The organism is Arthrobacter sp. ISL-85, from assembly GCF_018613675.1.
In the GTDB taxonomy this organism is placed as follows: Bacteria; Actinomycetota; Actinomycetes; order Actinomycetales; family Micrococcaceae; genus Arthrobacter.
On sequence record NZ_JAGGPQ010000016.1, the window covers coordinates 61,970 to 77,840 of the forward strand.

Here is a 15,871-nt window from a genome sequence, read left to right on the forward strand (position 1 = left end):
GTCAGTGCGCGATGCTTTCCTGGTCGCGGTGGGCCGCGGGTTCGATCTGGAAGGTGGAGTGCTCCACGCTGACGTCGAAGTCCTGGGCCACGCAGCGCTGCAGGTCCGCAAGGATGGTGGCCGAATGGCCGTCGCGCATGCACCCGTCCTGCACGGTCACATGCGCGGACAGGACCGGCACGCCGGACGCCACCAGCGAGGCATGCAGGTCATGGACGTCAATGACGTGCGGCAGCGCCAGGATGTGCCGGCGCACCTCCGCCAGGTCCAGGCCGGGAGGAGTGCTTTCCATCAGCACGTTCACCGTGTCCCGCAGCAGCTTCAGGGTGCGGGGGATGATCAGCACGCCGATAAGCAGGGATACGACGGCGTCTGCCTGGGTCCAGCCCGTCAGTGCGATGACCAGTGCGGCCACGATGACGGCGATGGAGCCGAGGGCGTCGTTGAGTACCTCAAGGAAAGCGGCCTTCATGTTGAAGCTGTGGTGGCGGCCGGAGGCGAGCACCAACAGTCCCACGGCGTTGCCGGCCAGGCCGATGACGCCAAACCACAGCATCAGGGAGCCTCCGACTTCCGGCGGTTGGAACAGCCGGCGGATGCCCTCGAAAATGACGAACCCGCCTACGCCCAGCAGCAGCGCGGCCTGCCCCGCTGCGGCCAGGATTTCGGCGCGCTTGTAGCCCCACGTGCGCATGAAGGTTGGCGGCTTCAAAGCCAGCGATGCCGCGATCACTGCAATCAGCAGGCCCGCGGAGTCCGTGAACATGTGCCCGGCGTCGGCCAGGAGGGCCAGGCTGCCGGTAAGGACAGTTCCCACGATCTCAGCCACCATCACCGTGAACGTGATGGCGAAAACCAGCAGCAGTTTGCCGCGCTGGCTGTGGGGATCGGCGACGTCGTGGCTGTGGTTGTGTCCGCTGCCCATGGGTCAGCCCTTCCTGGTGGTCCGCAGGCCCAGCGGCCGCCGGTCCACGCTGGGTGCGTGCAATGCGACGGTCATGCCACGCACTCCCCGTCTGGGGCGCAGCACGCGGGGTCCACTGCCAGGACAACGTTGATCAGGTCCTTGATGGCGTGCCCAATCCGGGCATCCGCCAGCTCATAGCGGCTCCGCCGTCCGTCCGGAACCGCAACCACCAGCCCGCAGCCCCGCAGGCAGGTCAGGTGGTTGGACATGCTTTGCCGGGACACCCCCAGGGTGTCTGCCAGATCCGAGGGATAGGACGGGCCCCCCGAAAGAGCCAGGAGCACGCGGGCCCGGGTGGGATCCGATACCGCATAGCCGAATCGGGCCAGGACGGGTCCGTGAGTGAGGGTCTGCATGCACCCAAAGTACAGCGCTGGCTGTATTCAGGCAAAGGTGGATTGCGCGGGGTTGGTTTAGTAGCCCGTGGGGTTGGCTGACTGGCAGGTCTGGTCGCTGCCGGTCTGCGCCACCACGCTTCCGGAGGAGTCAGCGGACGACGGCGGTGCGGCGGGTTTGGTGCCGGTGGCAAAATCCGTGCCGGCGTACAGCTGCACGCCCTGGATGTTCGCCACCTGCTGGACACTGCCGGCCGGAAGGCCGAAAAGCGCGGCCACATCCGCGGCGACGTCCTCGAACCCGGAGGAGTAGTACACCATGGTCCGGCCCTGCGCCTGGGCCTGCAGCTTGGTCACCTTGGTGAACCCGGCGTCCGAAAGCAGCCCGGCGATCGCATTGCTCCGGCCCGTCACGCCGGTGCCGTTGGCGACCGAGACAGGCTGCAGCGACTTGTCGTAGGCCGGCGCCGCCGGTGTTGCCGGCGTTTCCGTGGGTGCAGCAGGGGCAGGCTGGCTCAGGTCCGGGCTGTTGCGCAGGGCAGCGAAGAAGTTGGACGCTGCCGGTTCATCAAGGGCCAGGCGGTTGGGGTCCTGCGGCGAGGGAACTGTAGGCGTGGTGATGAAGTTGATGTTGGCCGGATCGATGTTCTTCAGCCGGTTGGCGATGGTAAGCAGCGACGGGACCGAGGACAGCCCGGAATCCACCGTCAAGTTCTTGGTGATGGTGTCGGCAATGCTCAGCACCTTCTGCGGGTTGCCCAGGGTCCCCTCGGACTTGAGCTTGCGGCTGAGGGAGGCCAGGAAGCCCTGCTGGGCCTGGATGCGCCCCAGGTCCCCGCCGTTGGCAAAGCCATGCCGGGTGCGCAGGAACGCCAGCGCCTGGTCACCCTGCACCTGCGACTTGCCGGCAGGCAGGGTGAGGTGGGAATCGGGATCGTTGACGGCAGCGGTGACGCAGACCTCCACGCCGCCCACAGCATTGGAGAGCTCCTTCACGGCATTGAAGTCCGCCATCATGAAGTGGTCAACTTCCAGACCGGTGAGCTTGTTCACTGTGTCAACCGCGCAGCCGATGCCGCCCTGGGCCATGGCGCTGTTGATCATGGCGTCCTGCTGCTCGGGATACGTTTGGTTGGTCTTCGAGTCAGTGCAGGACGGGACGTCCACCAGCAGGTCGCGCGGGAAGCTGATGACGTTGACGTGCTTGTTGTCCGCAGAGATGTCCAGCAGCATCATCACGTCGGACTGCCCATAGCCCGTCGACTGGTCCGCGGTGCCATATTGGCTGTTGTTGCCGCTCCGGGTGTCCGAGCCCAGCACCAGGATCTGCAGCCGGTCGGTGCTGTCATTGACGGCACCTTCGGTCCGCTGGCCGCCGGCCGACAGCTGCGAGGTGCTGATGTTGGACTGCAGGCGCCAGGCCCAGTAGCCGCCGAACGCCAGGATGCCCAGGAGCAGGACGGATACGACGGCGGTGAGGGCCTTGACCCAGCGCGGGGCACGGCGGAAGGGCCGACGGCGGCGCGAACTGGAGGCGTACAGCTCGCCTTGGCCGGGGTAGGCAGCGGAGCTGGAGCCAACCTGATCCGGGCCGGGGGATTTTCTGGAACCGAACACGACAAAAAGACCTTCGGGAGGGGACAGGTTTCCGCTACCCTACAGGCCCAAGCTGGCAATTCCCCTAGAACCGGTGTCTCCACGGCCCTGTCGGAGCCCTTCGATGCGTGCGGGGGCGTACTCTTTCTTCTCGGCGGTACACGCCCCGGAAATGGGTCCGGCCCTGGGGGAAGCCCGGGTGTGCAGGCTGAGGAACGGACAGATGAAAACAGGACAAAAACAGGGCGGGACGGGCCGTCCTGCCCGGCGTGGGTTGGGCAAGCTGGCGGTGTGGCTGGAGGATGACTCCCCGGGACGCCTCAGGCCGCTGATCCTGGCGGTGGTCCTCACGCTCTCGGCGATCGGCCTCGTGGAGGTGGCGTCGGCGTCGTCCGTGGAATCGGTGGCGGCAGGAAACAACCCCTACGATCTTCCCCTTAAGCAAGCCATGTGGACCGTGGCCGGCGTGGTGATCATGCTGGTGCTGGCGCGAATGTCCCTCCGGCGGATCCGGTGGCTCGGCTGGCCGCTCCTGATCGCGTCCCTGTTTGCCCTGGTACTGGTGTTCACCCCGCTGGGCATGTCAGTGAACGGCAACCGGAACTGGCTCAGCGTGGGCGGCTTCACCGCGCAGCCGTCCGAATTCGCCAAGCTCGCGCTGATTGTGTGGGCCGCCGGCATCCTGGACCGGAAACAGGCCCTGCTGGGGCAGTGGAAGCACGCGGTAATCCCCCTGGCGCCCGCCGGTGGACTCATCATGCTCATCGTGGCGCTGGGCCATGACCTGGGCACCACCATGATCATCATGATGATCCTCGCCGCCACCATGTTCTACGGTGGCGTGCGGATGAAGGTGTTCTCCGTGGCGGGGATGATCTGTGCTGTGGTGGCCCTGGTGCTGGCGGCCACCAGCGGCAACAGGATGGGACGGATCTCCTCCTGGCTGGGCATGGGCTCCCCCGAGGACGCTGAGGGGATGGGCTACCAGGCACAGCACGGCGCCTACGCACTGGCCTCCGGCAGCTGGTTCGGCGTGGGTCTGGGGCAAAGCCGGCAGAAGTGGAACTGGATCCCGGAAGCCCACAACGACTTCATCTTCTCCATCCTGGGCGAGGAACTGGGCCTGGCCGGGTCGCTGCTGGTGCTGGGCCTGTTCGCCATCCTGGCCATTGCCGTGTTCAAGACCATCGCCCGCACCACGGACACGTTCTCCCGGATCGTGGCCTGCAGCGTGATCACCTGGATCCTGGGACAGGCGGTGATCAACATCGCCATGGTCAGCGGGCTGCTCCCGGTGATCGGCGTCCCGCTGCCGTTCATCTCCTACGGGGGCTCAGCCATGGTCTCCTCCCTGGCCGGGATCGGGGTGATCCTGGCGGTGACCCGTCCCGAGGGGTCGGTCCCGGAGCGCGTCCGGCCCCGGAGCAAGGCCCGGCTGGACAGGGCACAGGACACGGCGGAGAAGCAGGTCCGGGAGCATGCCTACCAGCCGTAACGCCGCAGGGACGGGTCCAGCGGCGCCCATGACTGCCATCCGCTTCATCCTGGTATTCGGGATTATCAGCTCCCTGATGGACATGGTGTACGAGGGCGCACGGAGCGTCACCGGGCCGTATCTCGGCGCCCTGGGCGCCTCCGCACTCCTGGTCAGCGTGGTCACCGGTGCCGGGGAGGCCGTGGCCCTGGTCCTCCGCCTGGTGTTCGGGCGGCTTGCCGACAGGCCCGGGCTGCGGTGGGCACTGGCGCTCAGTGGTTACGCCTTGACGGCGGTGTCCGTGCCTTTGCTGGGAATCACCGACGCGCTGTGGATCGCATGCCTCCTGGTCCTGGCTGAGCGGCTGGGCAAAGCCGTGCGGAGCCCTGCCAAGGACACCATGCTGGCCGAGGCAGGTTCCGCGCTGGGCCAGGGCAAGGCGTTTGCGCTGCACGAGGCACTGGACCAGGTGGGAGCCCTGGTGGGGCCGCTCCTGGTGGGGGCGGCACTGGGGCTTTCGGGCAGCTACGGGGCAGGCTTTATGCTGCTGGCCGTCCCGGGACTCGCCGCCATGATGATCCTCTTCTGGCTGCGGCGAAGGGTTCCAGACCCGGCCGTCTATGAGGTTCCGGACCTGCAGCCAGCCGCGGCCGGCCCCGTTCCCGGTAGCCCTGGTCCTGTTTCCGGCAAGGCCCCTCCCATGCCGCGGCAGTACTGGATGTATGCCGCGTTCAGCAGCCTGACCATGTTCGGCTACGCCACCTTCGGGCTGCTCTCGTTCCACCTGGTGGCCACCGGACTCCTCCCGCCGGCGCTGGTCCCGGTCCTGTACGCCGGGGCCATGGGAGTGGATGCGGTGGCCGCGCTGATCTCCGGGTGGCTTTTTGACCGGGTGGGGTTGAAGGTCCTGCTGGTCCTTCCCGTACTGGCCGCCGCCGTGCCATGGCTGGGCTTCAGCAACAACACGGCGCTCGCCGTGGCCGGGGTGCTGGTGTGGGGAGCGGCCATGGGCGTCCAGGAAAGCACCATGCGGGCGGGCGTGGCGGGCCTGGCCCCGGCGGGCCGGCGGGGGAGTGCCTACGGAATGTTCACCGCGTGCTACGGCCTCGCCTGGCTGGCCGGGAGCTTCCTCATCGGGTTGCTTTACGAATACTCAATCCCTGCCCTGGCCCTCACCGTCACGGCAGTGCAGGCAGCCGCCATGGTGATCTTCGCCGTCGTCCGTCCCCAGGCCGTGCGCCCGGAGGCGAAGTCTTCGCGGAACGAACCTTCCTAGGCCACCGCCCCGGCAATCTCCCGGCACTCAGCGCAGCGGACGTCAGCAACCAGGGAACCGGCGTCGTCCTTTTGGAAGTGGGTGACGTGATTGGTGGTCCTGCCGCAGGTAGGGCAGAAGCTCTGGCTTTGTTTAGTCCACATGCATGAATAATACGGAACGCTGTGATAAAGGAAAGATTTCGGGCCAAACTATGTGGATCCCCGCATAATCCGTGACCCGATCTTGACCAAAGCTGCTGGCGGTTCTTCGGGGAACCCTGAGTTTTGCCGCGTAGCGTGGGCGCACCAGGCAGCACGGAAGGAGCGCAGGACAATGACCATCCCCGATTACTTCGTGGCTCTCGGCGGCATGCTGGCTTCACTCGGGTGTGCAGGACTCGTTGCGGCAGGCGTCATCAGGGCGCGGGCCCGCCACCAGGTCCTCCCGGCAGGATCTAGGCGATCGCCGGTGGTTCGAAACGGGTTTTAGGCGCACCGCTGGGCATCGCCTTCAGGATGCTGTCCGCCACGCTGCGGACCTTGAGGTTGCGGTTCCTTGACGTGCCGGCCAGCCTGCTGAAGGCCTCCGCGTAGGAACAGCGGTTCTGCGCCATGAGTACCCCGCAGGCAACGTCGATGCTGGTCCTGCTCTCCAAAACCTGTTTCAGGTTGTCGCCTGCACGGATCACGCCGTGGACGTCGAGGGCCAGCTTCAGGCTGTGTGATGCCACCTCGCCGAACCAAGCCGCCTCATCGACGATTTTGGCGTTGAATGCGTAGTTGCCCGATGCCAGGAACACCAGAGAGGCGGACGAACCCACCGGCAGCGCCAGGGGGAGCGTAAGGGCTGCGCCGAAACCGAGCTCCAGCAACCGCCGCCGATAGCCCTGCCAGCGTGGGCCGGCCTGGCTGACCACTGTTGGGGCGGTCAAGGCGGCGCCCAGTCCCGTTGGCCCGTCTCCGTGCTCGTCCTCCGAGGCCGCGAGGGCGCCGGCGCCCGGTGTGCTTCCGGCTGTGACGGGACAGGTCCGCTGCCGGTGCAGCACGGCGGCGCACTCCAGTGCCGTGCTTGCCGCGGCACCGATCCACCGGGCGGCAGCGTCGGCGAGCTTCTGCAGGGACTCTTCCTCGCCGTCGGCCCCTGTTATTAAGTCCAGCAGGAACCCTTGCCGCTCAGGCCCCTTGTTGTTTGCCGGGCCAACCGCCACCCTGCACCCCCATCTGCGTCACGCCCCTTGGCCGTGCTGCCACGGGATTCATAGAAATCTATTGGGGCGGCCGGGCAGCGGCACGAGTAGCCGGTACTCTACTTTTCCTTCCGGCCCTCCGCGGGTACCTGTCCGCGCAGGGAACTCCGTCTAAGCCGGGCGTGCCCATGGTGCCCGATGAACTCACGGCATTCTCATTTGACGACCCGCACCACATGGACTGTCAGGCACTGACGCGGCGCCAGACGGGGAGCTCGACACTGCGCAGGAGCAGTTTGAGAACACGCTCAGGAGCGCCTCGAATCGTGGCGCAGGGCAGGAAGCCCTGGTCAGGGCCGCGGGCCTGGGTGCGGCGGAGCTCCAGGAATTCCTGGACGGCGGCACGCCGCCGTCGACCAAAGCCCCGGGACTGGTTGAGTCCGCAGGCTCTTAACGGCTGCTCCTAACAGCCCCGAAGTGCAGCCATCCGTGTGTTCAGATGCAGCTGCACTTCGGGTTGTTCGGAGCGGAAAAGGAAGCGGTAGCCGGCCTGCTCTGGCCCGAAGCGTGGGCGCGGCGAGCGGCCGTGAGTCTTATGCGGCCCGGCGGGCCGGCGCAGTTCGTGGATATCGGCGGTGGGCCAGCACGCTGATGGTGCAGGGGGCCTGGTCCGGATCGATCCTCGCGGGCAGCTGCCGTGTCTTGGAGGCGGCGTGGAGCATCTCCAGTGCCTCCGCGTCCACCCGGGCACTGGAGATGTCGAGCTCCAGATCCAGGCCTCCCTTGAGGGAGTTGGCACGCTTTGCCACCACATAGAGGGCGTTGACGCTGTGGATGGTGATATGCCCCGTTGCAATCACCTGGGCCTTGCCGTGGTCCAGATCCACCCGGACCACGACGTTCAGCTTAGAGTTCAAGATGTAAAGCCTTCCCCGGCATTGGCTGCGACGCTGCAGCTTCTTGCATGGCCTGTTTGCTTAAGCCTCAACCAGATTAGGCAACAAATGTGACGCGCGCAACACCGTGACGTTTATTACACCGAACGGAGTTTCCTCCCAGTTTGCGCAGCAGTGAAAGAATCAGACGTGCCCAGCAGTACCGCCACCGAAGGACAAGCAATGAGCAAAGAACAGCTGATCATCATCGGCTCCGGCCCCTCCGGCTACACCGCCGCCATCTACGCAGCCCGTGCCGGACTGAATCCCCTGGTCCTGGCCGGGTCCGTCACCGCCGGCGGCGCGCTGATGAACACCACCGAGGTGGAAAACTTCCCGGGCTTCCCCGGCGGCGTCCAGGGCCCCGAGCTGATGGACGGGCTGCAGCAGCAGGCTGAGAAGTTCGGCGCACGCATTGAGTACGACGACGCCACGTCCGTTGACCTCAAGGGTCACGTCAAGCGCGTGGTCACCGGCGGCGGGGAGACCTACGAGGCCCAGGCCGTCATCCTGGCTACCGGCTCCGCCTACAAGGAACTCGGCCTGCCGGAGGAGAAGAAGTTCAGCGGCCACGGTGTCTCATGGTGCGCCACCTGCGACGGGTTCTTCTTCCGCGACCAGGACATCATCGTCGTCGGCGGTGGGGACTCCGCCATGGAGGAGGCAACCTTCCTGACCCGCTTCGGAAAGTCCGTCACCGTCGTCGTGCGCAAGGACGAACTGCGCGCCTCCCGCATCATGGCCCAGCGCGCCAAGGACAATCCCAAGATCCGCTTTGCCTGGAACTCCGCCGTCACCGCCATCCATGGCGACGGCAAGGTCACCGGCGTCACCCTGACGGACACCCGCACCGGTGAGACCCGGCACCAGGACGCCACCGGCATCTTCGTGGCCATCGGGCACCTGCCGCGGACCGAACTGCTGCACGGCCAGGTGGACCTGGACGACGAAGGCTACATTAAGGTGGATGCGCCCACCACCGTCACCAACCTGCCCGGCGTCTTTGCCTGCGGTGATGCGGTGGACCACCGCTACCGCCAGGCCATCACCGCCGCCGGCACCGGCTGCGCCGCCGCCCTGGACGCCGAGCGCTTCCTCGCCGCCTTGGAAGATGCCGCCAGCATCGCCACCGCCCTGGTGGAGGAGCCAATCCACAGCTGAGTCCTGGGCGACGGAAGGCTCCCCGCGTCAGACGACTTCGGGGAGCCTTCCCGTTAATACGGAAACGGGTGCCGATGACCAGCGCCCGCGCTCCGGCTCGTAGGAGATCACCATGGATGCGTCGTTCTCGCGCGCCTCATCGATGGCCAGCAGCAGGGCGTCCTCCAGGTGCCTGGCGTATTCCAGCCGCTCGGGCAGCGAACCCCGCAGGGCGCCGTCGTCGATCAGCACGTGGCTCTTGCCGTCCACAATGACCTTTAGCGAATACCCGCGGTCCTCCTGCAAGGACCCCCGGCTGGATGTAATCTCGGTGACGCGGTCTGCCCGGACCAGCCCGTTGCCCAGCGTGCGGATCCATACTTCACCCATGAAATGACCTCCCCTTGGCTGTGGGCACAGATCACCAGCGCCCCATAAGGCGAACACTACTCCGTCCCGGTATTTTTGTGACCCCTGTACTTCTTCGGCCACTGCCCGGCGAATATGCCATGTCCATTTGGTCCAGTTCCGTTATGGTGGGTGCCGTTACCCCGCCGGGGACGCAGCTGAGTTTGGGAGGAATGTATGTGGGCAAAGCTTGATACCTATCTCTACCCGCTGCAGCCTTCTTCGGAGTGTCCTTCCGGAACCTTCGAACTCAACATCCCCTCGGGAAAGATGGAGTGGTCCGAGGGCATGTTCGGGATCCACGGACTGAAGCAGCGTGAGGTGGTGCCCACCTTCGAACTGTTCATGGCCCACAAGCATCCGCTGGACCGGAGAGCCGTGCTCGCACTCTGGGAGGACCTTCTAAAGGGTGGCGGCCAAGGGGCGCTGCTGCACCGGGTCATTGACGTGCGGGGCAAGGAACGGCGCGTTTTTTCTGCAATCCAGGCCGTGGCCGAGCCATCGGGACAGGTGGAGTACATCCGCGGTTTCATGGTGGACGTGACGCAGAGCCTGCGCATCGAATCCCAGCACGCGGCCGAGGAAGCCATCGAGGGTGCCTACGGGCACAGAGCCCTGATCGAACAGGCCAAAGGCATTGTCATGGCGTTGCAGGGTGTGGATGGCCCGGCGGCTTTCCAGGTCCTGGCCAGCAGAAGCCAGCATGCCAACACCAAGCTGCATATCGTGGCAGAAGAGCTGGTGAACGCCGCAGCAAACGGCAAGGCAGGCGAACTCCTGGCCGGATACTGATCCCGGCCTGCCCCGTCATGCTGCCCTTGACGGCCCGGGGCCGTGGGACCTTCGGCACTTACCGTGATGCGTGTTCCGGGTGACTCTAGTTTCACGTCCCAGCTGTCCGGGGCTGGTTTCGGCATCCACTGCTCCGTAACTGCCGTTTTCAGGGCCCAAAACGGCAGGTGCTCAGCAATGGATGGGGCCCTGTTGACCTGGAGGAGGGTGGTATGGCGGCCAGGACCACCGTCAGCCGGAGCGGCAACATTGGCTCCGCCATCGTCAACGCCCTGCTGCTGTACGGGATCAACATCTGGCCCGGGTGGCGGGTGCTGCCGTTCCTGACCGCGGACATGGGCCGCGTCCTGGAGCTCATCAATGCATCGTTGATCGCCGCCATCATCGTCAACGTGGTCTGCGCGGTGATCCACTTGAGGGCACTCCTGGCACTGGGAAACCTGGTGGTGGTGGGCATCGGGCTGGCGGCCCTGATGCGCCTCTGGGAAGTCTTCCCCTTCGACTTCGGCGCCAGCTGGTCCGGCTGGCCCGTCCTGATACGCGTGCTCCTGGGGCTTGGCATCGTAGGCTCGATCATCGGCGCCATTGTTGAGCTGGTGAATCTGTTCCGCGCCCTGGCCGGACTCGAGCCGCGGCCGCGCTGACGCCTGGCCAGGGAGTAGGGGCATCAGTCGACGTGCGTGATGACATGCAGGGGGTCCAGATGCGGCGGCCATAGGATAAATCTGATGACTTCCCCGGATGACCCCGAGCCCTTCAGCCTGCGCAGTATTGCGGTAGCAGCCTTCGGCCCCACGCTGCTTTTCGGAATTGGGCAGGGTGCCATCCTGCCGGTGGTGGCGTTGTCAGCCCGCGACCTGGGCGCCTCGGTGGCGGTGGCCGCCCTGGTGGTCACCCTGATCGGGCTCGGTTCCTGGTTCTTTAACCTGCCGGCCTCCCTGGTGACCCTGCGCTTTGGTGAACGCTGGTCCATCGTGGGCGCCGCCGTCGCCGCCGGCCTGGCCCTGGCGGCCGCCGCCACCTCCGGCCTGGCCCCGAACGGGCTCTGGCTGCTCGCCGTTGCCATGACCGTCGTCGGGATGGCCGGGGCGGTATTTGGCCTGGCCCGGCAAAAGTACCTCACCGAAGCCGTGCCCGTCGCGTTCCGCGCCCGCGCACTGTCCACGCTGGGCGGGGTCAACCGGATCGGCGTGTTCATCGGCCCGTTCGCGGGCGCGGCGGCAATGCAGTTCCTCGGCATCGCCGGCGCCTACTGGGTGGGCGTGGCGGCGATGGCGGCCGCGGCGCTGCTGTCCTTCACCATCCCGGACCTCACGACGCCGGAGGTCCGCCCGGGTGCGGGCGCCGGCCCCCAGCCCACGCTCCGCGGCGTTGCGGTGTCCCACGCGGGCGTGTTCCTTTCGCTCGGCACGGGCATCCTCCTGCTCAGCGCGTTGCGGTCGTCCCGGCAGGTGGTGATCCCGCTCTGGTCCGACCACCTGGGCATGGACGCCACCTCCGCGTCCCTGATCTACGGGCTGTCCGGCGCCATCGACATGCTGGTGTTCTATCCCGCTGGAAAGCTGATGGACCGGAAGGGCCGGCAGTGGGTGGCGGTTCCCTCCACGCTGCTGATGGGGACCGCGCTGCTCCTGATCCCGCTGGCCGGGTCCTTTATGGGGCTGCTGCTGGCGGCGCTGCTGATCGGATTCGGCAACGGCATCAGCTCCGGGCTGGTGATGACCCTGGGCGCGGACTTCTCGCCGGATCGCGGACGCGGGCAGTTCCTGGGCCTCTGGCGGTTCATGGCCGACGCCGGATCCACCGGCGGCCCTGTCCTTCTCTCCGGGGTGACGGCCATCGCCTCCCTTGGCCCGGGGATCTCAGCCACGGGCATTCTGGGGTTCGCGGCGGCGGCCGTGTTCGCCGTCGTGATTCCCCGCTTGAAGCACCGCCGCAACTACTGAGCCGTGTTTTCGGGCCCGGTTGGTGGGTAGGCCGTCCGGCGAGGTTATTCTCGACTCATGAGTGATCCCGGCGCCGTTGCCCGCCTCAGCCCGCTGCAGAAGGCTGTGTGGTGGGCGCAGGACTATGTATACGCCGCCGGCCGGCAGGTCCGCGGTTTCCTGTCGCGCGTGCAGCCGGCGTCCTTCCGCAACGGGACCCGCCCGCCGGTGGTGATCATCCCCGGCGTGTACGAAAACTGGCAGTTCATGATGCCGGTCATCCAGGCCATCCACGACGCCGGGCACCCCGTACATGTGGTCACGGTGCTCCAGCGCAACAAACTGAAGGTGCCGGACGCCGCCAAACTGGTGGCCCAGCACCTGGAGGAAGCGGGGCTGCGCGACGCCATCCTGGTGGCGCACAGCAAGGGCGGGCTGATCGGCAAGTACACCATGCTGTCCCTGGACCCCGAGCACCGGATCGACCGGATGATCGCCGTTTGCGCGCCGTTTTCCGGCTCGCGCTACGCCCGGTACATGCTGCTGCCGAGCCTCCGGATTTTCTCCCCGCGGAACGCCCTGACCCTCCAGATGTCCCGCGAGCTGACCATCAACAGCCGCATCACGTCCATCTACGGCCCCTTCGATCCGCATATTCCGGAGGGGAGCGTGCTGCCCGGGGCCACCAACATCAAGCTGCCGGCGGCGGGGCATTTCAAGATCCTTGGCGATCCCGCGACCGCCCGCATCATTGTGGAGCAACTGAACCTGCCGGCCTGAGCAGGGACGGTGGGATGAACGCGCAGAGGCGGTAGTGCCTTGGAGGGCACTACCGCCTCAAGCGATCCTTCGCGATGTCAGCCGTCGGCGCCAGCGGGCGTGGTGGTGGCCGTGTAGCCCTCAAGCTTGAGCGCCGCCTGGGCGTACTTCTGGTCGAACGTGTCCGCCATGTTGACCTTGGACGTGTCCACCCCGATGGTCTTCTCCTCGTCGAAGACCGTCTTGGGGCCGCCCGCAGGCATGATGCCATCCGGGAGGAACTGGCCCTTGTCCTGGTCGAGGGCCTTCACGTAGTCGTCCTTGCTGATGGTGCTGTTCTGGACGAAGGACTGGGGCAGCTTGTCCGCAATTTCGGCTGCGGAATGGGTGCTGATCCAGTGCATGGTGTCCACGAGTGCGTCAACCACCTTCTGGGCTTCATCCTGGTGGCTGTTGACCCAGTCCGTCTGGGCCAGGAGACCGGCCGACGGCAGTGAGGTGCCGAGGGCAGCCTTGGCACCGTCCGCCGTCGCGAGGTCGATGGCCGGAACCGCAAGGTTCTTGCTTTCAAGGGCGCCGACCGTTGGCTGGGTGGTCATCACACAGTCTGCCGAGCCGCGCTGGATCGCGGCGATGGCGGTGGCGCCTGAGCCGACGGCGATCGTCTGGTAGTCACCCTTGGCCAGGCCGGCCTTGGACGCGATGAACTGGGTAAGTTCATCGGTTCCTGAACCGAGGTCGGTCACACCCACGGTCTTTCCCTTCAGGTCGGCGCCGGAGTGGACGTTGGCCTTGGGGCTGCACATGATGCGCTCGCCGGGTGCACCGGAGAGCTGGACCAAATTAGTGACGCTCTTGCCCTTGGCCTGGAAGTCCACGGTGTGGATATACCATGCGCCGGCCATATCCACCTGGCCGGACGCCATGGCTTCCTCAGCACCTACGCCGCCCTGCTGCTCGGTGGAGAGTTCCATTTTGACCCCGTACTTCTCGTAATAGCCCAGCTGCTGCGCAAGCTGGTACGGAAGGTAGATCTGCTTGTCGATGCCGCCCACCATCATCTTCACTGTGGGCATCGAACTGCTGCCGGCGGCTGCGCTGCCGCTCGCAGAACCGCCACTGGCCGCTGGGGTGGAGTTGTTGCCGCATGCTGCGAGGCTAAGGGCAACCGCTCCGGCAGCGGCGGCGGCGAGAATAGGGCGCTTCATCATCATTGTTTTACGCATCCTTATGTTCGTCCCGAACGGGACATTGGTGTTGGTTTGTGGTTTTGCGGGGTGGGAAGTTGGTGCCGCTCAGATGGCCTGCGCCTCGGAGCGGTTCGGCGGCCGCCACTTGAGGATCCTGTGTTCAAGCAGGTTGATCAGGGACTCGGCAAAAAGCGTGACGACGGCGATGATCACCATGCACGCGAACACCGTGTTCGGATCGAACGTGCCCTGTGCCTGGCTGATGATGAGGCCGATTCCCTTCTGGGCACCAAGCACCTCGGCCACGAGGGCGCCAATGATCGCGAAGCCGAACGCGGTGTGGAGGCTGGCGATGATCCAGGTCATTGCGGACGGTATGGTCACGTGCATCGCCACCTGGTACGGGGAAGCTCCGAGCACGCGCACGTTGGCCACGAGGTTCTGGTCCACCTCCCGGACTCCCTGGAAGGCGTTGAAGAACACCACGAAGAAGACCAGCACGGCCGCCAGCAGGATCTTCGGGAAGACCCCCAGGCCGAACGCCACGATGAAGATCGAGCCGAGCACAATACGCGGGATCGAATTCACGATCCTGATGTAGGGCCCGACGACGGCCGACAGGTACTTGTTGGAGCCCAGGAGGATGCCGAGCACCACGCCCACGGCCGTTCCCAGCAGGAAGCCGAGGAATGCTTCCTGCGCGGTAACACCGAGGTTTTCCCAGATGGTGCCGAAGGCCGTACCTTCGGTGAAGAGCACCACCAGGCTGTTCCAGATTTCCGAGGGCTGGCCGAAGAAGAACTTATCCACCCACCCCTCCGTGGTGAACCACTGCCAGCCGCCCACAACGGCGACTGCCAGGACCACGCGGCCAATCCAGATGGACATGGAGCGGCGGCGGGCTTTGATCCGGCCCGCGATCTTTGCTGCTGTCTCTGTTTCCACTGGCTTCTCGCTTTTGCGGGTTTCGCTATGGGTGAGGGCCGTCATGCCGCACCTGCCGTCATGGCATAGGCGCGGGTGACCTCGTCTTTGAGGGACTCCCAGATGCGGCCTTGGAGCTCCAGGAACCGCTCCTCGTGGCGGATCTCCTGGACGTTGCCGCGGGGCCGGGGAAGGTCGATGTCGAAGACGTCCTTGACCGAACCGGGGCTGCTGGTCATGATGACCACGCGGTCAGAGAGTGCAACTGCCTCGTCCAGGTCATGGGTAATAAACAGGACGGAAGGGCGCAGTTCTTCCCAGAGCTTGAGCAGTTCGTTTTGCATGATGGCTTTGGTCTGCACGTCCAGTGCCCCAAAGGGCTCATCCATAAGGAGGATCCGCGGATTGTTGATGAGCGCGGCCGCCATGGCGACGCGCTTGCGCATGCCGCCGGAGAGCTGGTGCGGGTAGCGGTCCTCGAATCCGGCCAGGCCCACGCGGCGCAGCCAGTCCCTGGCGAGGTCCGTGGCCTGGCGCTTTGGCATCCCGAGCAGGATGGGTCCCATCATGACGTTGCTGAGGACGCTCTTCCAGGGAAACAGGGCGTCTGCCTGGAACATGTAGCTCACTCCCTTGGTGATGCCGTCCACGGGGTTGCCGCCGACCGTCACCGAGCCGGCACTTGGCTGTTCGAGTCCCGAGACCTGGGCCAGGGTGGTGGATTTGCCGCAGCCTGTGGGTCCAACGATGGAGCAGAACTGGCCGGCTTCGACGCTGAGGCTCACATCCCTGATCGCCGTGAAGGTTTCACCCTTGGGGGTGAGGTAGCGCTTGGTCAGGCCGGTGACCTCGATCCGGCCCTCCTCCGCCGCTTTGGCTGGAGGGCCGGGCGGCCGGGGTGTGCGGGCTGTGTTCATTGCAAGACCTCGCTGTCTTCTGTTCAAGGAGTTCAAGGTTCGTGACGGGGATCACTGGAACTGTG

Annotated in this window: 17 protein-coding genes; 7 read left to right on the forward strand and 10 right to left on the reverse strand. The window is 65.9% G+C overall.

The window, feature by feature from the left end:
* Window position 1: 1 nt before the first annotated feature.
* The 3 genes from J7I84_RS11895 to J7I84_RS11905 form a co-directional block, all read right to left on the reverse strand.
* A complete protein-coding gene (locus J7I84_RS11895; protein ID WP_214944750.1) occupies window positions 2-925 on the reverse strand; it encodes a cation diffusion facilitator family transporter in 924 nt (307 codons plus the stop codon).
* A gap of 71 nt (window positions 926-996) precedes the next feature.
* Complete coding sequence (locus J7I84_RS11900; protein WP_214944752.1) at window positions 997-1,323, reverse strand: helix-turn-helix transcriptional regulator; 327 nt, start codon at window positions 1,321-1,323, stop codon at window positions 997-999.
* A 57-nt stretch (window positions 1,324-1,380) separates the two neighbouring features.
* Entirely contained in the window at window positions 1,381-2,919 is a 1,539-nt protein-coding gene (locus J7I84_RS11905) for an LCP family protein (protein ID WP_214944754.1), read from the reverse strand.
* A gap of 202 nt (window positions 2,920-3,121) precedes the next feature.
* On the opposite strand from J7I84_RS11905, the gene ftsW reads away from it, so the two are divergent.
* Both ftsW and J7I84_RS11915 read left to right on the forward strand, forming a co-directional pair.
* The gene (ftsW, locus tag J7I84_RS11910; RefSeq protein ID WP_251046529.1) at window positions 3,122-4,393 is read left to right on the forward strand and encodes a putative lipid II flippase FtsW; all 1,272 of its coding nucleotides are present in this window, start codon (window positions 3,122-3,124) and stop codon (window positions 4,391-4,393) included.
* On the forward strand, window positions 4,377-5,648 hold the full coding sequence (locus J7I84_RS11915) for an MFS transporter (protein ID WP_251046531.1): 1,272 nt from the start codon (window positions 4,377-4,379) through the stop codon (window positions 5,646-5,648). Before ftsW ends, J7I84_RS11915 begins: the two co-directional genes overlap by 17 nt.
* Here the strand turns inward: J7I84_RS11915 and J7I84_RS11920 are convergent.
* The 3 genes from J7I84_RS11920 to J7I84_RS11930 all read right to left on the reverse strand — a co-directional run bounded on the left by J7I84_RS11920 (window position 5,645) and on the right by J7I84_RS11930 (window position 7,733).
* Window positions 5,645-5,791 (reverse strand): DpnI domain-containing protein, encoded by a 147-nt coding sequence (locus J7I84_RS11920; protein WP_214944756.1) that lies wholly within the window; start codon window positions 5,789-5,791, stop codon window positions 5,645-5,647. The two genes, J7I84_RS11915 and J7I84_RS11920, sit on opposite strands and share 4 nt — an antisense overlap.
* Window positions 5,792-6,084: 293 nt before the next feature.
* The gene (locus J7I84_RS11925) at window positions 6,085-6,837 is read right to left on the reverse strand and encodes an ANTAR domain-containing protein (RefSeq protein ID WP_214944758.1); all 753 of its coding nucleotides are present in this window, start codon (window positions 6,835-6,837) and stop codon (window positions 6,085-6,087) included.
* 572 nt (window positions 6,838-7,409) lie between these two features.
* Window positions 7,410-7,733 carry a hypothetical protein gene (locus J7I84_RS11930; RefSeq protein WP_214944760.1) on the reverse strand — a complete coding sequence of 108 codons (324 nt, stop codon included), beginning with the start codon at window positions 7,731-7,733 and terminating at the stop codon, window positions 7,410-7,412.
* A gap of 201 nt (window positions 7,734-7,934) precedes the next feature.
* Between J7I84_RS11930 and trxB the strand changes: the two genes are divergently transcribed.
* Window positions 7,935-8,912, forward strand: coding sequence for a thioredoxin-disulfide reductase (gene trxB / locus J7I84_RS11935; RefSeq protein WP_214944762.1), 978 nt, complete (start codon window positions 7,935-7,937; stop codon window positions 8,910-8,912).
* A 27-nt stretch (window positions 8,913-8,939) separates the two neighbouring features.
* Here the strand turns inward: trxB and J7I84_RS11940 are convergent, their stop codons facing one another.
* A complete protein-coding gene (locus J7I84_RS11940; RefSeq protein ID WP_214944764.1) occupies window positions 8,940-9,281 on the reverse strand; it encodes a hypothetical protein in 342 nt (113 codons plus the stop codon).
* 195 nt (window positions 9,282-9,476) lie between these two features.
* Between J7I84_RS11940 and J7I84_RS11945 the strand changes: the two genes are divergently transcribed.
* From J7I84_RS11945 to J7I84_RS11960, 4 genes are all read left to right on the forward strand, one after another.
* The gene (locus J7I84_RS11945) at window positions 9,477-10,091 is read left to right on the forward strand and encodes a PAS and ANTAR domain-containing protein (RefSeq protein ID WP_214944766.1); all 615 of its coding nucleotides are present in this window, start codon (window positions 9,477-9,479) and stop codon (window positions 10,089-10,091) included.
* A gap of 212 nt (window positions 10,092-10,303) precedes the next feature.
* Complete coding sequence (locus J7I84_RS11950; RefSeq protein ID WP_214944768.1) at window positions 10,304-10,735, forward strand: hypothetical protein; 432 nt, start codon at window positions 10,304-10,306, stop codon at window positions 10,733-10,735.
* An 84-nt stretch (window positions 10,736-10,819) separates the two neighbouring features.
* Window positions 10,820-12,037 (forward strand): MFS transporter, encoded by a 1,218-nt coding sequence (locus tag J7I84_RS11955; RefSeq protein WP_214944770.1) that lies wholly within the window; start codon window positions 10,820-10,822, stop codon window positions 12,035-12,037.
* Window positions 12,038-12,094: 57 nt separating this feature from the next.
* Window positions 12,095-12,796 carry a triacylglycerol lipase gene (locus J7I84_RS11960; protein WP_214944772.1) on the forward strand — a complete coding sequence of 234 codons (702 nt, stop codon included), beginning with the start codon at window positions 12,095-12,097 and terminating at the stop codon, window positions 12,794-12,796.
* Between the two features lie 77 nt (window positions 12,797-12,873).
* Here J7I84_RS11960 and J7I84_RS11965 read toward each other — a convergent pair whose 3' ends face one another.
* From J7I84_RS11965 to J7I84_RS11975, 3 genes are all read right to left on the reverse strand, one after another.
* The gene (locus tag J7I84_RS11965) at window positions 12,874-13,983 is read right to left on the reverse strand and encodes an ABC transporter substrate-binding protein (protein ID WP_214944774.1); all 1,110 of its coding nucleotides are present in this window, start codon (window positions 13,981-13,983) and stop codon (window positions 12,874-12,876) included.
* Between the two features lie 87 nt (window positions 13,984-14,070).
* On the reverse strand, window positions 14,071-14,955 hold the full coding sequence (locus J7I84_RS11970) for an ABC transporter permease (RefSeq protein WP_214944776.1): 885 nt from the start codon (window positions 14,953-14,955) through the stop codon (window positions 14,071-14,073).
* Window positions 14,952-15,806 carry an ABC transporter ATP-binding protein gene (locus J7I84_RS11975; protein ID WP_214944778.1) on the reverse strand — a complete coding sequence of 285 codons (855 nt, stop codon included), beginning with the start codon at window positions 15,804-15,806 and terminating at the stop codon, window positions 14,952-14,954. Before J7I84_RS11975 ends, J7I84_RS11970 begins: the two co-directional genes overlap by 4 nt.
* Window positions 15,807-15,871 lie beyond the last annotated feature (65 nt).

Excerpts from the sequence above, each read along its gene's own strand:
- J7I84_RS11940 (WP_214944764.1), bottom strand. The coding sequence starts at position 9,281 with ATGGGTGAAGTATGGATCCGCACGCTGGGCAACGGGCTGGTCCGGGCA.
- J7I84_RS11920 (WP_214944756.1), bottom strand. The coding sequence starts at position 5,791 with ATGTGGACTAAACAAAGCCAGAGCTTCTGCCCTACCTGCGGCAGGACC.
- J7I84_RS11950 (WP_214944768.1), top strand. The coding sequence starts at position 10,304 with ATGGCGGCCAGGACCACCGTCAGCCGGAGCGGCAACATTGGCTCCGCC.
- ftsW (WP_251046529.1), top strand. The coding sequence starts at position 3,122 with ATGAAAACAGGACAAAAACAGGGCGGGACGGGCCGTCCTGCCCGGCGT.
- J7I84_RS11945 (WP_214944766.1), top strand. The coding sequence starts at position 9,477 with ATGTGGGCAAAGCTTGATACCTATCTCTACCCGCTGCAGCCTTCTTCG.
- trxB (WP_214944762.1), top strand. The coding sequence starts at position 7,935 with ATGAGCAAAGAACAGCTGATCATCATCGGCTCCGGCCCCTCCGGCTAC.
- J7I84_RS11960 (WP_214944772.1), top strand. The coding sequence starts at position 12,095 with ATGAGTGATCCCGGCGCCGTTGCCCGCCTCAGCCCGCTGCAGAAGGCT.
- J7I84_RS11970 (WP_214944776.1), bottom strand. The coding sequence starts at position 14,955 with ATGACGGCCCTCACCCATAGCGAAACCCGCAAAAGCGAGAAGCCAGTG.
- J7I84_RS11965 (WP_214944774.1), bottom strand. The coding sequence starts at position 13,983 with ATGAAGCGCCCTATTCTCGCCGCCGCCGCTGCCGGAGCGGTTGCCCTT.
- J7I84_RS11975 (WP_214944778.1), bottom strand. The coding sequence starts at position 15,806 with ATGAACACAGCCCGCACACCCCGGCCGCCCGGCCCTCCAGCCAAAGCG.
- J7I84_RS11895 (WP_214944750.1), bottom strand. The coding sequence starts at position 925 with ATGGGCAGCGGACACAACCACAGCCACGACGTCGCCGATCCCCACAGC.
- J7I84_RS11915 (WP_251046531.1), top strand. The coding sequence starts at position 4,377 with ATGCCTACCAGCCGTAACGCCGCAGGGACGGGTCCAGCGGCGCCCATG.
- J7I84_RS11900 (WP_214944752.1), bottom strand. The coding sequence starts at position 1,323 with ATGCAGACCCTCACTCACGGACCCGTCCTGGCCCGATTCGGCTATGCG.
- J7I84_RS11955 (WP_214944770.1), top strand. The coding sequence starts at position 10,820 with ATGACTTCCCCGGATGACCCCGAGCCCTTCAGCCTGCGCAGTATTGCG.